Source organism: Gottfriedia sp. NPDC058432 (assembly GCF_042721555.1).
Taxonomy (GTDB): Bacteria; Bacillota; Bacilli; order Bacillales; family Bacillaceae_G; genus Gottfriedia.
Window position 1 is genome coordinate 76517 of sequence record NZ_JBHXLC010000001.1, and the last position, 15471, is coordinate 91987.

Below are 15471 nucleotides of genomic sequence, written 5' to 3' on the forward strand. Positions count from 1 at the left end.
ACCGGAGCAACATTTCAACGGTTAGCATTGGTATTATGTGTTATTTTTAGATAAAATAAAAAAAGAAGATATGATTTGTACAGAGAGGAACTTTAATTATGAATCAAGATACTCTACAGCTTTTTAAATTTTTAACAGAATTACAAGGTGCATCAGGATTTGAGCATGAAGTTCGTCACTTCATGAGAAAAGAACTTGAGAAATATACAAATGAGATTGTGCAAGATCGTTTAGGAAGTATTTTTGGAGTTAAACGTGGAACTGAAGATGGACCTACTGTAATGGTGGCAGGTCATATGGATGAAGTTGGTTTCATGGTTACTCAAATTACAGAAAACGGAATGCTAAGATTTCAACCACTAGGAGGCTGGTGGAACCAAGTATTACTTGCTCAAAGAGTTCAAGTAATGACAGATCAAGGACCAGTAATTGGCGTGATTGGTTCAATTCCACCACATTTATTAAGTGATGAGTTAAGAGCTAGACCAATGGATATTAAAAATATGTTAATCGATATTGGTGCAGATAACAAAGAAGATGCAATAAATATTGGCATTCGTCCAGGTCAACAAATTGTACCAGTTTGTCCGTTCACTCCTATGGCTAATGAGAAAAAAATCATGGCAAAAGCTTGGGATAACCGTTACGGTTGTGGACTTGCGATTGAATTATTAAAAGAAGTTCAAAATGAAACTTTACCAAATATTTTATATTCAGGTGCTACTGTTCAAGAAGAAGTTGGACTAAGAGGGGCACAAACAGCTGCAAATATGATTAAACCTGATATCTTTTATGCACTAGATGCTAGCCCAGCTAATGATATGTCAGGTTCTAAATCCGAGTTCGGTCAATTAGGTAAAGGTGTTTTATTACGGATTTTAGACCGCACGATGGTTACTCATAAAGGAATCCGTGAATTTATTTTAGATACTGCAGAAACGAATAAAATTCCTTACCAATATTTTGTTTCACAAGGTGGAACAGATGCTGGACGAGTACATGTTTCAAACGATGGCGTACCATCTGCTGTAATTGGTATTTGCTCTCGTTATATTCACACTGCAGCATCAATTATTCATGTTGATGATTATTTAGCTGCAAAAGAATTACTAGTTAAGCTAGTTAAAGCGACTGATAAAACAACTGTTGAAACATTACGTAATTATTAAGAAAGTAAAAAAAGAAGCCTTAAAAAGAGGCTTCTTTTTTTATTGGAAATCCTTACCTTGCCTTCCCAAATCCCTACACTTCACATCTTTTCTTATCTATTACCTAGAACTTTAACTCTTCTTTCAATTAATGTTATTAATAAATTCTTAACATACAGTTAATGTGGGTTTTACGATGTTGTTTTATGATAAAACCGTAATAACCAGTAACAAACATTAAACAAACCACATTAATGTGAGGAGATCTAAAATGAAAACTGAATTTAAAAAGAAAAGTTACAAGGCAGTGCAAGTTGTCGTTTTGGGTATGACAGTTCTAGGATTAACAGCATGCGGAAAAGCCGTAGAAACGAAAAGTGAATCTGTATTAAATCCAAATTCATTAACACTTGAAGAAATTGAAACAAAAGCAAAAAAAGAAGGTGAAATAAATAGTGTAGGTATGCCAGATTCATGGGCTAACTGGGTTGAAACTTGGAATGAAGTTAATAAAAATTATAATTTGAAACATACTGACACAGATTTGTCTAGTGCGGAAGAGATTGCAAAAATGGAATCTGAAAAAGAGAATGCTACTGCTGATATTGGAGATGTCGGAATGTCTTTTGGTCCAATCGCTGAACAAAAAAACTTAACTATTCCATACAAAACATCTTACTGGAACGAGATTCCTGATTGGGCAAAAGATGACAATGGTGACTGGGTAGTCGGATATCAAGGAACTATTTCTTTTCTGACAAATAAAGAACTAGTAAAAACACCTCCTAAATCTTGGAACGATATTTTAAAAGGGAATTATAAAGTAACAGTTGGAGATGTTCAACGTGGTACACAAAATCAAATGGCAGTACTTGCTGCTGCTATTGCATACGGTGGAGATGAAAAAAATATCCAACCAGGGATCGACTTTTTTAAAAAGCTCGCTAAGCAAGGGCGATTAAGCTTAACAGATGCTAAACCAGCAAATATCGAAAAAGGAGAGGTTGAAGTAGCACTTGTTTGGGACTTTAATGCGCTTGGTTATGCTGAAGCAATTAAGCGTAGTCAATTTGATGTATCGATCCCAAGTGATGGATCAGTTGTTAGTGGATACTCAACTATAATCAATAAATATGCTAAACATCCTTATGCTGCTATGGCTACAAGGGAATATATTTTAAGCGATGAAGGACAAATAAACTTAGCAAAAGGATTTGCTCGACCAATTCGTAATGTTGAACTTCCAAAGGATGTAGCTGAAAAAATGGTTCCAAAAGAGGAATACAAAAATGCAAAGCCAATTAGAGATTTTAAGGCTTGGGAAGAAACTGCAAAAACTTTACCTCAAAAATGGCAAGAAGAGGTGTTAGTAAATGTCAAATAAAGTTATAGCTATAGTTGTTGATGGAATGAGATATGACAAAGCATGCGAAGCGCTTGGATATGTTCAGCATTTAGTGGAATTAAATCAAGCAGCACTATACAAGATGAAATCGGAGCTTCCGAGTCTTTCTCGCCCATTATATGAGGTGTTATTAACTGGAACACCTTCATCTGTAAATGGAATTACATCTAATCAAGCAGTTCGTTTATCCAATGAAAAAAGTATCTTTCATCTTACAAAGGAAAATGGTTTAAGAAATGGAGCGGTTTCGTATTACTGGGTAAGCGAACTATATAATCGAGCACCATTTAATTTTATTGAAGATCGAGAACAAGATGATCTATCTAAAGCGATTCAATACGGAAAATTCTATTGGGATGATGACTATCCAGACAGTCACGTGTTTATGGATGCAGAAGCTTTACGTAGAAAATATGATCCTCACTTTTTATACATTCACCCTTTAGGTGTAGACGTTAAAGGAGAACTATTTGGTTCCGAATCGAAAGAATATCGTGAACAAATTTTAAAAATAGGCAGCTTGTTAGCGCAACTTCTGCCAATTTGGATGTCAGAAGGTTATCACATTTTAATTACTTCTGATCATGGAATGAGCGAAACTGGTAATCACGGAGGAATAACAGCGGGCGAACGAGATATACCACTTTTTATCATCAGTCCAAAAGTTGAGCCTGATGTTTATAAAGAAGTAATCCCTCAGTTAGCTTTTGCTCCACTTGTTTGTGAGCTCTTAAATATAGAGCCATCAAATAAGATGATTTCATATCAGCTACCCGGATATAAAGAAATTAATTGACGTTTTAATGATATGAAGATTTTTATGGAAGGGGAATTGGTTTAGTGAAAATTTTACCAATTCTCTAACGTTTAAAGAATTTTAAGGAGCGAGAAGCTTTGCAAAAAATAAAAAAACATAAGATTTACTTACTAGCTCTTTTATTGCCATTTGTATTGTTTGTAATAGGATTTGAATTAGGGCCAATGATGGCAATGTTTAAGAATAGTTTTTACGCAGATGACGGAATCCATCTAACTATGAATCAATATATAACTATTTTTAAAAGTAAGTTTTACTTACAAGCTATCAAAAATAGTATAGTTATTTCAATTATTTCGGCAGTGATTTCGATCCTAATAGCTGTTGTCACAGCTTATTCCTTTACAAAGTTTTCACGTAAAATACAAAATCGTCTATTAATGATTGCTAATGTGACTTCAAATTTTGAAGGAATCCCTCTTTCTTTCTCATATATTATTTTACTTGGAAACAATGGACTATTTACTTTGCTTTTTGCAAAACTCGGTTGGAATCTATTTGCGGATTTTAATTTATATTCTTGGACCGGACTGATACTTGTCTATATTTATTTTCAGATTCCATTAGCAATTTTGTTGATATACCCTTCTTTTCAAGGAATAAAGCAACAATGGAAAGAAGCGTCTGCATTATTAGGAGGATCAACAATATCATTTTGGCTAAGAATTGGAATTCCAGTACTATTACCAAGTATAGTAGGCACATTTAGTATTTTATTTGCTAACGCTATGGGTGCTTATGCAACAGCCTACGCATTAGTTGGTAGCAATTATAATCTATTGTCATTACAAATTGCTTCACTAGTCTCAAGTGACGTTACATTAAAACCACAATTAGGAAGCGCACTAGGAGTCCTTCTAGCAGTTACCATGATTGGAGCGATGTGGATTAATGAAAGAATGATGCGTCGCATTAGGAGGGATTTAAGATGAAATTACAAACAACATTTTTTAAAGTAATAGTTGGATTACTTGTAATCTATTTATTAATTCCACTAGTCGGTACATTTTTATTTTCAATTGCAACTAAATGGGATCATTCAATCTTACCTGAGAGCTATACATTAAATTGGTATATTGAATTATTTCAAGATGGACGATTTTTTGAGGCTTTTCAACGAACATTATTTTTAATTATCATAACTGTCTTTTTAAGTGTTTCAATCATGCTCCCAACAATCTTTATTATAAGTGTATATTTTAAAAAATTTGAAGGAATTCTCCAAGCAATTGCGATGCTTCCGTATGGTATCCCACCTATTGTAGGAGCAGTTGGGTTAATTAAGCTATATTCTAATGGGCCATTACAAATTGCCGGTACTCCATGGATACTAGTTGGAGCTTACTTTATAACCATTCTACCTTTTATGTATCAAGGTATTCGTAATAGTCTTAGAACAATAAATGCCATTCAACTTGTAGATGCAGCTGAATTACTTGGTGCAACTAAATTTCAAGCGTTTAGAACGGTTGTGCTTCCGAATATTTTATCTGGAATATTAGTATCAAGTTTATTGTCCGTAGCGCTTTTATTCAGTGAGTTTGCATTTGCAAATTTACTAGTAGGTGGAAGATTTGAAACCCTTCAAATCTATCTTGCCGATAAACTAAATAGTAGTGGTCATTTAACAAGTGCCATAGTTATTACTTATTATTTGGTGATTTTACTTTTAACTGGAACAGTCTTAAAACTCACGTTTAAAACTAAAAAAAATCCTGCCGTATTTAATAAAAGGCGGTCTATTTTTAAAAAACAAGGTCATTTAAAAAATACTGCAATAGAAGGTGAAGTTAAATGAGCTACGTAAATATTGATCAAGTGACTAAACAATATCAAAATCAAGTCGTCTTAAATAATATTTCCTTAACATTAAATAAAGGAGAATTCGTAACGCTTTTAGGTCAAAGTGGGTGCGGGAAAAGTACTTTATTACGTTCGATCGCTGGACTGGAAGACGTCGATGTAGGAAATATATTAATAGATGGGAAGAACATAACCAATTTATCTCCGCGTCAACGCGAGGTAGGTATGGTATTTCAGTCATATGCACTTTTTCCAAATATGACAGTATTTGAAAATATTGCATATGGTCTAAAAATGAAAAAAGCTAAAAACATTCAAGTAAATGTAAAAAAAATGATTGAATTAGTTGATTTAATAGGTAAAGAAGAATCATACCCTCACCAATTATCAGGAGGACAGCAACAAAGAGTTGCTTTAGCACGAGCACTTGTCATGGAACCAAAAGTACTACTGTTGGATGAACCGTTAAGTGCATTAGATGCAAAAATTCGAAAAAGCTTACAAAAAGAATTAAAAAGAATACAGCAAGAACTAGATATTACGACTATTTTTGTTACACATGATCAAGAAGAAGCAATGACAATGTCGGATCGAATTTTTGTGATGAATAATGGAAATGTAGTACAAGAAGGTACGCCTTCTGAGATCTATACAACACCAGTAAATAAGTTCGTAGCAAAATTCATCGGAAATTATAATGTTTATGAGATGGACGTTTTTCATAAACTTGTCCGTAGTAATGAATTAATTGGAAATGATGTAGCAATTCGACCTGAAGTATTAAAATTAGTAGCTGTGGGAAATGACAGCATGGATTTACAACGAAATTGGGGAATAAAGGGGATTATTTCAGATGTTACGATGACTGGTAATGTCTTAAGATACGAAGTTGAAACCGAAGAATCTGCATTTCTTGTAGACAACCTTAACCACCGAGGTGAAATGTTCCAGCAAGGGGAGCAAGTTAACATTATTGTACCTAAGAAAGAATGCGTTATCTTATAAATTATTAAAGCTTCTGGAGGATTAAAATGTCTGTTTTACCTGAGGAAAGAAAAAACGAGATTTTAAAAGAACTTAATAAAAAAGGAAAAGTTAAAGTTATCGATTTAGTTGAACAATTTAATGTATCAGAAGAAACGATTCGTCGAGATTTAATGATTTTAGAAGAAAAAGGCCTTTTAAAAAAGGTGTATGGTGGAGCAATAAAAACAGTTTTCCAAAATGAGGAGCCTCCTTTTAAGCAGCGTACGACTGTTAATCAGGAAGCAAAAGTAAAAATTGGTAAAAAGGCTATGGACCTAATTTCCAACGGAGATGTTATTGCAATTGATGTAGGCACAACAATGCTTGAATTTGCTCAGTGTATTGAAAATAAAAAAGACATTACTATATTGACTAATTCATTACCGGTATCTTCCCTGTTAACAGAATCTCTAAATCAAAATAAGTTTACCGGACAAATATTATTACTTGGTGGAATAGTTGATCCAAAGCAACAGTCAATAAGTGGAAGTATTACAGAACAATTACTAAGTCAATTTAATATAGATAAGGCATTTATTTCAGCGGGTGGTGTTTCAGCTCAAAATGGAGTAAGCAATTATCATTTCCATGAAACTTTAGTTTCTCGAAAAATGGTTGAAGTGTCTAAGCAAGTGATTTTATTAACAGATTACTCGAAAATTGGTGTAGATACATTTTGTAAAGTTTGTTCTCTTGATAAGGTTGATGCAATAGTATGTGACCATTCATTTCCAGAAGAATGGAAAGAGCATTCAATATTAGAAGAAATCAAATGGATTCAAGCAAATTAAAATCGATGGACTACATTCTATTTATTCTTTTTTTAGTAGACAATAACGTAATTAATGAATCGTTATTGTCCTTCTAAAGCTTGTCATTTTGGTGATGACCTATTACTTAACACTATAAAACTAGATGAAAAGCATAATAAATTAAAGGGGATATAATCAATGAGTTTCATTGCAATAGATTTAGATGGAACATTATTAAATAATGAGAATGAAATTAGTGAAGAAAATATTAATGCAATTAAATTTGCAGGGGAAAATGGAATTGAAATCGTTATTTCAACCGGTCGAGCGCATTTTGATGTCAAAAAAATTTGTGAAAGATTCAGGATATCGCCATATGTGATCGGAACAAATGGGGCAACAATTCATTCAAAAAACGGAGAATGTATCTCATCAATTACAATCTCAAAAACGAATATTGAACAAATATTAAGTTGGCTTGATGACCGAGGTTATTATTTTGAAGTTTTTACAGATAAAAGCATTTATGCTCTTAAAGAAAGAAGAAAAATTTTCCAAAATGAGATTAATACCCTTAAAAGAGATGAGTTAGATGAAGAAATGAAAGAATTAGTTAATGTTGCTGAAAGACAATTCGATCAGTTCGGGTATGTATTAGTTGATAACTGTCAGGAAATCATACAACATAATGAAGAAGTTAATAATATTTTAGTATGTACGTTTGATATGAAAAAATTAGAAGAAGCTAGTAATCAATTTAATAAGTGTGTTGAGCTGATGGTTGTTTCATCTGCGGAGCATAATATTGAGATTACGAATCGCTCTGCATCAAAAGGATTAGCATTAGAAAAGTTACTATTTTTATTGAATGGCTCTTTAGAGCAGTCTATGGCTATTGGCGACAGTAATAATGATATTTCGATGCTTGAAAAAGTAGGATATAGTGTTGCAATGGGGAATGCAAAAGAAGAAATCAAAGCAATTTGTACAACGGCAACTCTAAATAATGATGAAAATGGCGTTGCCCATGCTATTTATCGATATATAGATACTTTTGTATCTAAAAGATAAAAGTTTTGGAAAGTGTGTAATGTTTCTATGTTATCTCTGTAGAAAAATTTTTGACCCAAATAAGGTAATAGTTGAATGATTCAATGGATCGTAAAGATGCTTTCATTTTGAAAGTGTCTTTTTTATTGTATATTAAAATTATATTTATAACTTAATAATACATAAGACCAGTGAATGGAGTTAAGACAATGAAAATAATAATTGGTTCTTTAAATCCTACAAAAGTAGGAGCCGTTAAAAAAGTTTTTAATCAGTATCAAGTTGAGGGAATAAATGTTCCATCAAATGTTTCGAATCAACCTTTGACTGATCAAGAAACTATGCATGGTGCTATAAATAGAGCGCATAATGCTAGAATCGCAGGTGAGTCTGAAATCGGTATTGGACTAGAAGGTGGGGTCATTATAGAAAACGATCGGCTTTTTCTTTGTAACTGGGGAGCACTTGTATATGAAAATGAAGTAATACTAGCAAGCGGAGCAAAAATTTTATTACCTAGCGAATTTATTAATGAGCTACGAAATGGAACCGAGCTTGCAGTATTAATGGAACGATATACAAATGAAAAAGATATACGTAGTAAAGAAGGGGCAGTAGGGGTATTTACGAATGGCCGAATTACTAGGACAGAGATCTTTGAACATATTTGTGAATTACTATTAGGACAATATGAATTCAAGAAACGAAAAGAAGATAACCATTGAGAGTCGTCCTTTTTGCATATCGATAAAAATAAGATAAAATAAAAGAAAATGAATTAAGCGAGGGAAAAAGAATGGAAAAAATTACATCAGTTGAACAATTTGAACAAGCGAAACAAGGAGAAAAAGTTGTTTTCCAATTTTCAGCAAATTGGTGCCCGGATTGCAGATTTTTAGATATGTTCTTTCAAGAAATAATTGATGAAAATAAAGATTTTACGTTTTATTATGTAGATCGTGACCAATTTATTGAGGTATGCCAAAATCTAGATATTTTTGGAATACCAAGTTTTGTAGCGTTTAATAATGGTGAAGAAATTGGCCGTTATGTAAATAAAGATCGTAAAACAAAAGAACAAGTAGAAGAGTTTCTTGAAGGATTAAGAGGCTAATAAGGTAGGTAAAACAATTGGCAAAGAAAACAACACTAGACTTAAAAAAAATGATCGAAAACCGCCTTGGAAATGAAGATTGGCGTTTTATCTATGATCGTGAAAAAGAAGACCTTCGAATTGAAGGGATTGAAAGTAATAAAGGGATGAGTGTCTCTTTAAATAGTGCAGTAGCAAAGTATGAAGCAGAAGGTGAAGAGGCATTTAATGAATTAATTTATTATATAAAAGAAGCACTTTCTGCTATGCACTCTGAAACTGTATTTCTTGAAGAACAAATTCGACCAGTTATTCGAGCTACATCGTTTCCGACAGAAAAGGAAGAAGGAAATTTATTTGTAACTGATGAGCATACTGCAGAAACTAGAATTTACTATGCTATTGATTCAGAAAAAACGTATCAACTTATTGATGAAAAATTATTAGTAAAGTCAGGTTATACAAAAGAGCAGCTCCATTCTATTGCTTTATTTAATTTAAGAAAAATGCCCGTTCAAGTAAAAGAAGATATTGTTGCAGATAATACTTTTTATTTTGTACGTACAAATGATGGATACGATGCGAGTAGAGTACTGAATAGTACTTTTATAAAAGAAATTCAATCAAAAGTAAAAGGTGAATTATTAGTAGGAATTCCACATGGAGATGTACTAATCCTTGCTGACATTCGAAATAACATAGGTTATGATATAATGGCGCAAATGAATATGAGTTTCTTTGCAAGTGGGAAAATACCAATTACATCATTGTCATTTGCTTACGAAAATGAAAAGCTAATGCCAGTATTTATTTTAGGGAAACAGAAGAAGCAATAGAGAGGAAGAAATCAGTGAATATTTTTTATAACAAAGAAGGAATCGGCGATACTCTATTAATTACACTAAAACAAATTCCATCAGAAGATCGTCAAGTTGAGCGAAAAGGGAATATTGCACGCGTATATAGTTCAGTTACAAATGAAACAGTTGCTATTAATGTGTTTGAGGCATCTACTTATGTAGATGTTCAAGAAAATGGTATCGTTACGATTACTGAACACATTGTGAATACGGTTAATGAACAACTAGCAAAAGAAGGGTTTGAAGATACATTAGTATTAGACCTTTCACCTAAATTCGTTATTGGATATGTGATTGAAAAAGAAAAACATCCAAATGCTGATAAATTAAATATTTGCAAAGTAGATGTTGGAACAGATACATTACAAATCGTTTGTGGTGCTCCAAATGTTGAACAAGGACAAAAGGTTGTTGTTGCAAAAGTTGGTGCAGTAATGCCATCAGGATTAGTCATTAAGGATGCTAATTTACGTGGAGTGGATTCATTCGGTATGATTTGCTCTGCACGTGAACTTGATCTACCTGACGCTCCACAAGAAAAAGGAATCTTAGTTCTAGAAGCTGATGCTGAAGTTGGAAAAGCTTTTTTTAACTAAATAATATGTCGTATAAATACTAGACCTTAATTGGTCTAGTATTTTTTTATGATTTCAATAAAAGAATTATTATTTTAATAATAATTTGATTAAATTATATATTTGATATGGAAATATGAATGAACTAGCGTAATTTGTAATAATAATGTGTTTTTTGTCATTATGTCACATGGTAAAATAAAAGGTATGAAAAGAAATAGAGAGAGTGAGAAAAATGAAAAATTGGTTAAAAAGCCTTTTTAAGGCGAATAGCCTTAATGAGATGGAAGAAGAGTTTGAAGAAGGGTTTAAAGAAAAGCCTGTTGAGGAGAAAGTTTATCAATCACACTCTATCGAAAAAAAGAGAAACGCTTCACATGAGCGTCCAAAATTTAGATTTCCAATTGAATTAGATGAAGAAATACCGGCACCAAAGCCGATAAAGGAAACAAAAAATGAACCAGTTTTAAAACAAGAAAAAAATGATGATATTTGGCAAAAGTCACCAAACAGTTTAAAAAAAGAATATAAACCTACATATAATCAGAGTAATAATTTTATAAGAAATACTTTACAAAGCAATACTTCTCAAAGCAATACTTCTCAAAGCACTCAATACGATAAAAGTAATTTATCTAGTCGGCTTGAAAAAAATCAGGTCTCAAAAAGTGAGGAAGAACCAGTAAAAGTAGAAAAAGAAGAAAAGGTCGATATTGTATTTCGTCCAAAAAGAAAAACACCATTTCGACCAAGTGAATATATTTCACCAATTTATGGTTATCAAAAACCTACGATAAAAGAAGAAAATACTACTGCTGTTAACCTTTCTTCAACTAAAGAAGAAATGAGAGATGAAGCTTCTCAAATTAATAATGTACTTGAAACTTCGTTTGAAAAAGTTGAAATCGACACTTTCGAAAATAGAAGTTTCGGCAATCAAAATCAAGGAATAATTGAAGTATTAGAGCTAGTAGAAAAAGAAGAAAGTCAAACTGCAGCTAATCAAGTTGAAAATGAAGAGCTACATGTTGAAGTTCATCAAAGTGAAATAGAACATGAAGTTGAAGATGTACAAGCTGAAGTTCATCAAAGTGAAATAGAACATGAAGTTGAAGAGACGAATGAAGATTTAGAACGTGAAGTTCATCAGGTAGAAGCGGAAGATGAAGAGACGAATGAAGTTGTACAGCTTGTGGTACATCCAATTGAAACAGAAGCTGAAGTGAAAGATGAAGTACAACTCGAAACTCTTAAAATCGAAACAGAAGCTGCAGTGAAAAAGGAAGAAGTACAATTCGGAACCCTTAAAATCGAAGCAGAAACTGCAGTGAAAGAGGAAGAAGTACAATTCGAAACCCTTAAAATCGAATCAGAGGCTGCAGTGAAAGAGGAAGAAGTACAACTCGAAACTCTTAAAATCGAATCAGAAGCTGCAGTACAGCATGAAGTAAATATTCATGGGTCTGATCTTGCCTCCATTAAAGAAGACAAAGAAAACGATGATTTTACTCTAAATATGGAAGACATCATTGAACAAAATGACTCGAATAATCATGATGAGACTTTGGTCCAATATGATGAAAACGAAGACAAAGGTATTGATTCTGTTCAAAATAATGAAGTGTATGAAGTAGAGCCTGAATTAACAGATGAGGTTATAAAAGAGATTAAAGAAGAGACGGTACAGCATGAAAGTTCCAATGTAGAATCTAAAGTAGAGGAATCCGTTGGAATTAATCAACATTCTGATACAAACATTAATGAACAGATAAAGCCTGAAATTGAAGCTAATCAAGAGGAATCTGAACCTAAACCAATCGAGAAACGTCAGAAAAAACGCCATTTTCCTTTTAATGTAATGATGCTTAGAAGTGACGTAGAGTCGTCAAGAAAAGCGAATATAATGAGACAACTTCGTGAATTACAAAGTGAATCTGCTGCAACAGTAGAAAAGGTAAATGAAGAAGTTGAGACAAAACATAATGAACTGATGATTGAGAATGCAAATTTATCTGTACAAAGTGAAACTTTATCTATAGAGAAAGTTCAACCAAGTGAAATAATTAGTGAAGCAATCACTCAGGAATTTACACCTGAAGGAATTCAAAATAAGCCAGTTCTTGAAACTGAAGAAAGTAAAACAGAAACGAACTTAACGAAAGAGAATGTTCAGACTGATGAACCTCAAAGTTTAGAAGAAATGCCACCAGTACTTTATGAATTACCAGAATTAGATTTATTAGTTGATCCTCCAATGGAACAATTTAATGATGGAGATTGGGTTGAGGATCAAAAGCAACTTCTACAAGAAACATTACATAATTTTAATGTAGGAGCTAAAGTAATTGCTGCAACCCAAGGTCCAACAGTAACTCGTTTCGAAGTACAGCCTGATCCTGGGGTTAAAGTAAATAAAATAACGAACTTACAAGATGATATTAAATTGAGCCTAGCAGCTAGGGATATTCGAATTGAAGCACCGATTCCTGGTCGAAGTGCCATTGGTATAGAAGTGCCAAATAAAGAAAGTAAGCCTGTATACTTAAGAGAATTAGTTAGTCAGGATAAATTTTTGCAAAGCGAGTCACCTTTAACAGTTGCTCTAGGACTTGATATAGGTGGAGATCCTGTCTATGCAGATATTTCAAAAATGCCACATGGTTTAATTGCTGGAGCAACAGGATCAGGAAAGAGCGTATGTATTAATTCAATTCTAGTTAGCATTTTATATAAAGCGAAACCTCATGAAGTGAAATTAATTTTAATCGATCCTAAGATGGTTGAACTTGCACCGTACAATCATATTCCACATCTTATTTCGCCAGTCATTACTGACGCTAGAGCCGCGACTGCTGCTTTAAAGTGGGCATGTGATGAAATGGATCGACGTTATGATTTATTTGCTCATGCTGGAGCAAGAGATATTAAGCGATTCAATGATTTAGCGAAGAAAAAAGGTGCTTATAATGATGAGTTACCTTACTTAGTCATTATTATTGATGAATTAGCGGATTTAATGATGGTATCTCCTGGAGATGTAGAAACTTATATTTGTCGTATTGCCCAAAAAGCGAGAGCATGCGGAATCCATTTATTAGTTGCAACTCAAAGACCTTCAGTTGATGTCATTACAGGTATTATTAAATCAAATATACCGACGCGTATTGCGTTTACAGTATCTTCACAAGTAGATTCTAGAACAATTATTGATATTGGCGGAGCTGAAAAGTTACTTGGACGAGGAGATATGTTATTCTTAGATAATGGAAAATCTCAAGCAATTCGATTACAAGGAGTTTATGTTTCGGATGATGAAATCGAACATGTTGTAGAGATTGTTAAAGACCAACAAAAACCGAATTACTTATTTAATCAAGAGGAACTTGTAGCAAAAGCGGATGCACAAGATGTTGATGATGAACTTTTTGAAGAAGCAGTGGAGTTTGTCATTGATCAAAAAGGTGCTTCTGTTTCAATGTTACAAAGACGTTTTCGAATTGGGTACAACCGTGCAGCTAGATTAATTGACCTAATGTTTGATCACGGGATTGTATCGAATCAAAATGGAAGTAAACCTCGTGATGTACTGATCACATCATTAGAGGAGATTCGTTCTGAGTGAAATATTAGAAATTCGATAAAAATTAAGTAACGAATGTTAAAGTTTTTTTAACCCATACTAGAAAAAAAGAACGATACTTTTCAGCAGGTGAAGATTCATGGAAAAAGAATTAGATTTAAAATTACAAGGTAAAATAAGCCGATTAACGAATCAAACATTTAAATTTGATGAGAGAATCGGAGAAGGCTGGTTTTCAGCTGTATATTTTTTAAAAACTAGAGAAATCATTCGAAAAAAGAAGCCAGATACTGAAGTAACAATGCAATTTTTCCAAAGAGAAAGTGCAGTATTATGTGGCACGGATGAAGCAATTGCGATTTTACAAACTTTTGCAGATCATCCAGAAAATCTTATTGTTCATTCATTAAAGGATGGAGATATGATTGAACCATTTGAAACTGTATTAACAATTAAAGGTAAATATGCTGATTTTGGCTATTTAGAGGGAATTATTGACGGTATTTTGGCTAGACGTACTTCTGTTGCGACAAATGTTTACAATGTAAAACATTCTGCAAAATCCGCAGGCATTAAAAAGCCTGTTATTTTCATGGGAGACCGTGATGATCATTTCACGACACAAGCAGGTGACGGTTACGCAGCATTTATTGGTGGTGCAACTGCACAAGCAACTCATGCAATGAATGAGTGGTGGGGCAATGAAGGTATGGGTACAATGCCTCATGCATTGATTCAAATGTATAATGGTGATGTTGTGGAAGCTGCGCGTGCATACACAGAAGTTTATCCACAAGATGATTTAATTGTCTTAGTAGATTATAATAATGATGTCATAAATGACGCTTTAAAGGTTGCACGAGAATATGGTAGTAAATTAAAGGCTGTACGTGTAGATACATCGAAAACAATGATTGATCAGTATTTTATAGGCAATCCAGAATTGTTAGGAAGTTTTGATCCTAGGGGTGTAAATCCTCCATTAATTTTTGCTTTACGAAATGCACTAGATCAAGAAGGGTATCAGCATGTACAAATTGTAGTAAGCGGTGGATTTACTGTAGAAAGAATATTAGCTTTTGAGAAACAAGGTGTACCAGTAGATTTATATGGTGTAGGCGGAAGTTTATTAAAAGTTAATGTAGGCTTTACGGGTGATAATGTTGAACTAGATGGTGTACAACAAGCGAAAGCTGGAAGAAAGCTTCGTGAAAATCCGCGATTAGAAAGAGTAGAAATGAGCCCTAAACTATAAAGGGGTAAAAAATCAATTTAAGATTGATAGTATTTTAATATAATCAGATAACTAAAAGTATTTATATTTCCACCTATTTCCGTATAGTGCGACTTAAAATAAATAGT

General features: G+C 33.2%; 14 protein-coding genes. All 14 read left to right on the plus strand.

The window, feature by feature from the left end; genetic code table 11:
• Nucleotides 1–98: 98 nt before the first annotated feature.
• The 14 genes from ACFWM3_RS00480 to ACFWM3_RS00545 all read left to right on the plus strand — a co-directional run bounded on the left by ACFWM3_RS00480 (nucleotide 99) and on the right by ACFWM3_RS00545 (nucleotide 15364).
• Nucleotides 99–1169 carry a M42 family metallopeptidase gene (locus ACFWM3_RS00480; RefSeq protein ID WP_056473350.1) on the plus strand — a complete coding sequence of 357 codons (1071 nt, stop codon included), beginning with the start codon at nucleotides 99–101 and terminating at the stop codon, nucleotides 1167–1169.
• A gap of 250 nt (nucleotides 1170–1419) precedes the next feature.
• On the plus strand, nucleotides 1420–2532 hold the full coding sequence (locus ACFWM3_RS00485) for an ABC transporter substrate-binding protein (RefSeq protein WP_390309611.1): 1113 nt from the start codon (nucleotides 1420–1422) through the stop codon (nucleotides 2530–2532).
• Nucleotides 2522–3349, plus strand: coding sequence for an alkaline phosphatase family protein (locus ACFWM3_RS00490; RefSeq protein WP_390309612.1), 828 nt, complete (start codon nucleotides 2522–2524; stop codon nucleotides 3347–3349). The genes ACFWM3_RS00485 and ACFWM3_RS00490 overlap by 11 nt, the downstream gene beginning before the upstream one ends.
• Nucleotides 3350–3447: 98 nt before the next feature.
• Nucleotides 3448–4302, plus strand: coding sequence for an ABC transporter permease (locus ACFWM3_RS00495; protein ID WP_390309614.1), 855 nt, complete (start codon nucleotides 3448–3450; stop codon nucleotides 4300–4302).
• Complete coding sequence (locus ACFWM3_RS00500; RefSeq protein WP_390309615.1) at nucleotides 4299–5168, plus strand: ABC transporter permease; 870 nt, start codon at nucleotides 4299–4301, stop codon at nucleotides 5166–5168. Before ACFWM3_RS00495 ends, ACFWM3_RS00500 begins: the two co-directional genes overlap by 4 nt.
• A complete protein-coding gene (locus ACFWM3_RS00505) occupies nucleotides 5165–6178 on the plus strand; it encodes an ABC transporter ATP-binding protein (RefSeq protein ID WP_390309616.1) in 1014 nt (337 codons plus the stop codon). The genes ACFWM3_RS00500 and ACFWM3_RS00505 overlap by 4 nt, the downstream gene beginning before the upstream one ends.
• A gap of 26 nt (nucleotides 6179–6204) precedes the next feature.
• On the plus strand, nucleotides 6205–6990 hold the full coding sequence (locus ACFWM3_RS00510) for a DeoR/GlpR family DNA-binding transcription regulator (protein ID WP_390309617.1): 786 nt from the start codon (nucleotides 6205–6207) through the stop codon (nucleotides 6988–6990).
• A 159-nt stretch (nucleotides 6991–7149) separates the two neighbouring features.
• The gene (locus ACFWM3_RS00515; protein ID WP_056473363.1) at nucleotides 7150–8022 is read left to right on the plus strand and encodes an HAD family hydrolase; all 873 of its coding nucleotides are present in this window, start codon (nucleotides 7150–7152) and stop codon (nucleotides 8020–8022) included.
• Between the two features lie 188 nt (nucleotides 8023–8210).
• Nucleotides 8211–8726 (plus strand): DUF84 family protein, encoded by a 516-nt coding sequence (locus ACFWM3_RS00520; RefSeq protein WP_390309618.1) that lies wholly within the window; start codon nucleotides 8211–8213, stop codon nucleotides 8724–8726.
• Between the two features lie 71 nt (nucleotides 8727–8797).
• Nucleotides 8798–9115: a thioredoxin family protein gene (locus ACFWM3_RS00525; RefSeq protein ID WP_056473367.1), complete on the plus strand. Its 318-nt coding sequence runs from the start codon at nucleotides 8798–8800 to the stop codon at nucleotides 9113–9115.
• A 17-nt stretch (nucleotides 9116–9132) separates the two neighbouring features.
• On the plus strand, nucleotides 9133–9930 hold the full coding sequence (locus tag ACFWM3_RS00530) for a DUF1444 family protein (protein ID WP_286131727.1): 798 nt from the start codon (nucleotides 9133–9135) through the stop codon (nucleotides 9928–9930).
• Nucleotides 9931–9944: 14 nt separating this feature from the next.
• Nucleotides 9945–10550 carry a YtpR family tRNA-binding protein gene (gene ytpR / locus ACFWM3_RS00535; protein ID WP_390309620.1) on the plus strand — a complete coding sequence of 202 codons (606 nt, stop codon included), beginning with the start codon at nucleotides 9945–9947 and terminating at the stop codon, nucleotides 10548–10550.
• Nucleotides 10551–10764: 214 nt separating this feature from the next.
• The gene (locus ACFWM3_RS00540) at nucleotides 10765–14151 is read left to right on the plus strand and encodes a DNA translocase FtsK (protein WP_390309621.1); all 3387 of its coding nucleotides are present in this window, start codon (nucleotides 10765–10767) and stop codon (nucleotides 14149–14151) included.
• Nucleotides 14152–14248: 97 nt separating this feature from the next.
• Entirely contained in the window at nucleotides 14249–15364 is a 1116-nt protein-coding gene (locus ACFWM3_RS00545) for a nicotinate phosphoribosyltransferase (protein ID WP_056473373.1), read from the plus strand.
• Nucleotides 15365–15471 lie beyond the last annotated feature (107 nt).

Excerpts from the sequence above, each read along its gene's own strand:
- ACFWM3_RS00480 (WP_056473350.1), top strand. The coding sequence starts at position 99 with ATGAATCAAGATACTCTACAGCTTTTTAAATTTTTAACAGAATTACAA.
- ACFWM3_RS00485 (WP_390309611.1), top strand. The coding sequence starts at position 1,420 with ATGAAAACTGAATTTAAAAAGAAAAGTTACAAGGCAGTGCAAGTTGTC.
- ACFWM3_RS00490 (WP_390309612.1), top strand. The coding sequence starts at position 2,522 with ATGTCAAATAAAGTTATAGCTATAGTTGTTGATGGAATGAGATATGAC.
- ACFWM3_RS00500 (WP_390309615.1), top strand. The coding sequence starts at position 4,299 with ATGAAATTACAAACAACATTTTTTAAAGTAATAGTTGGATTACTTGTA.
- ACFWM3_RS00505 (WP_390309616.1), top strand. The coding sequence starts at position 5,165 with ATGAGCTACGTAAATATTGATCAAGTGACTAAACAATATCAAAATCAA.
- ACFWM3_RS00510 (WP_390309617.1), top strand. The coding sequence starts at position 6,205 with ATGTCTGTTTTACCTGAGGAAAGAAAAAACGAGATTTTAAAAGAACTT.
- ACFWM3_RS00515 (WP_056473363.1), top strand. The coding sequence starts at position 7,150 with ATGAGTTTCATTGCAATAGATTTAGATGGAACATTATTAAATAATGAG.
- ACFWM3_RS00520 (WP_390309618.1), top strand. The coding sequence starts at position 8,211 with ATGAAAATAATAATTGGTTCTTTAAATCCTACAAAAGTAGGAGCCGTT.
- ACFWM3_RS00525 (WP_056473367.1), top strand. The coding sequence starts at position 8,798 with ATGGAAAAAATTACATCAGTTGAACAATTTGAACAAGCGAAACAAGGA.
- ACFWM3_RS00540 (WP_390309621.1), top strand. The coding sequence starts at position 10,765 with ATGAAAAATTGGTTAAAAAGCCTTTTTAAGGCGAATAGCCTTAATGAG.
- ACFWM3_RS00545 (WP_056473373.1), top strand. The coding sequence starts at position 14,249 with ATGGAAAAAGAATTAGATTTAAAATTACAAGGTAAAATAAGCCGATTA.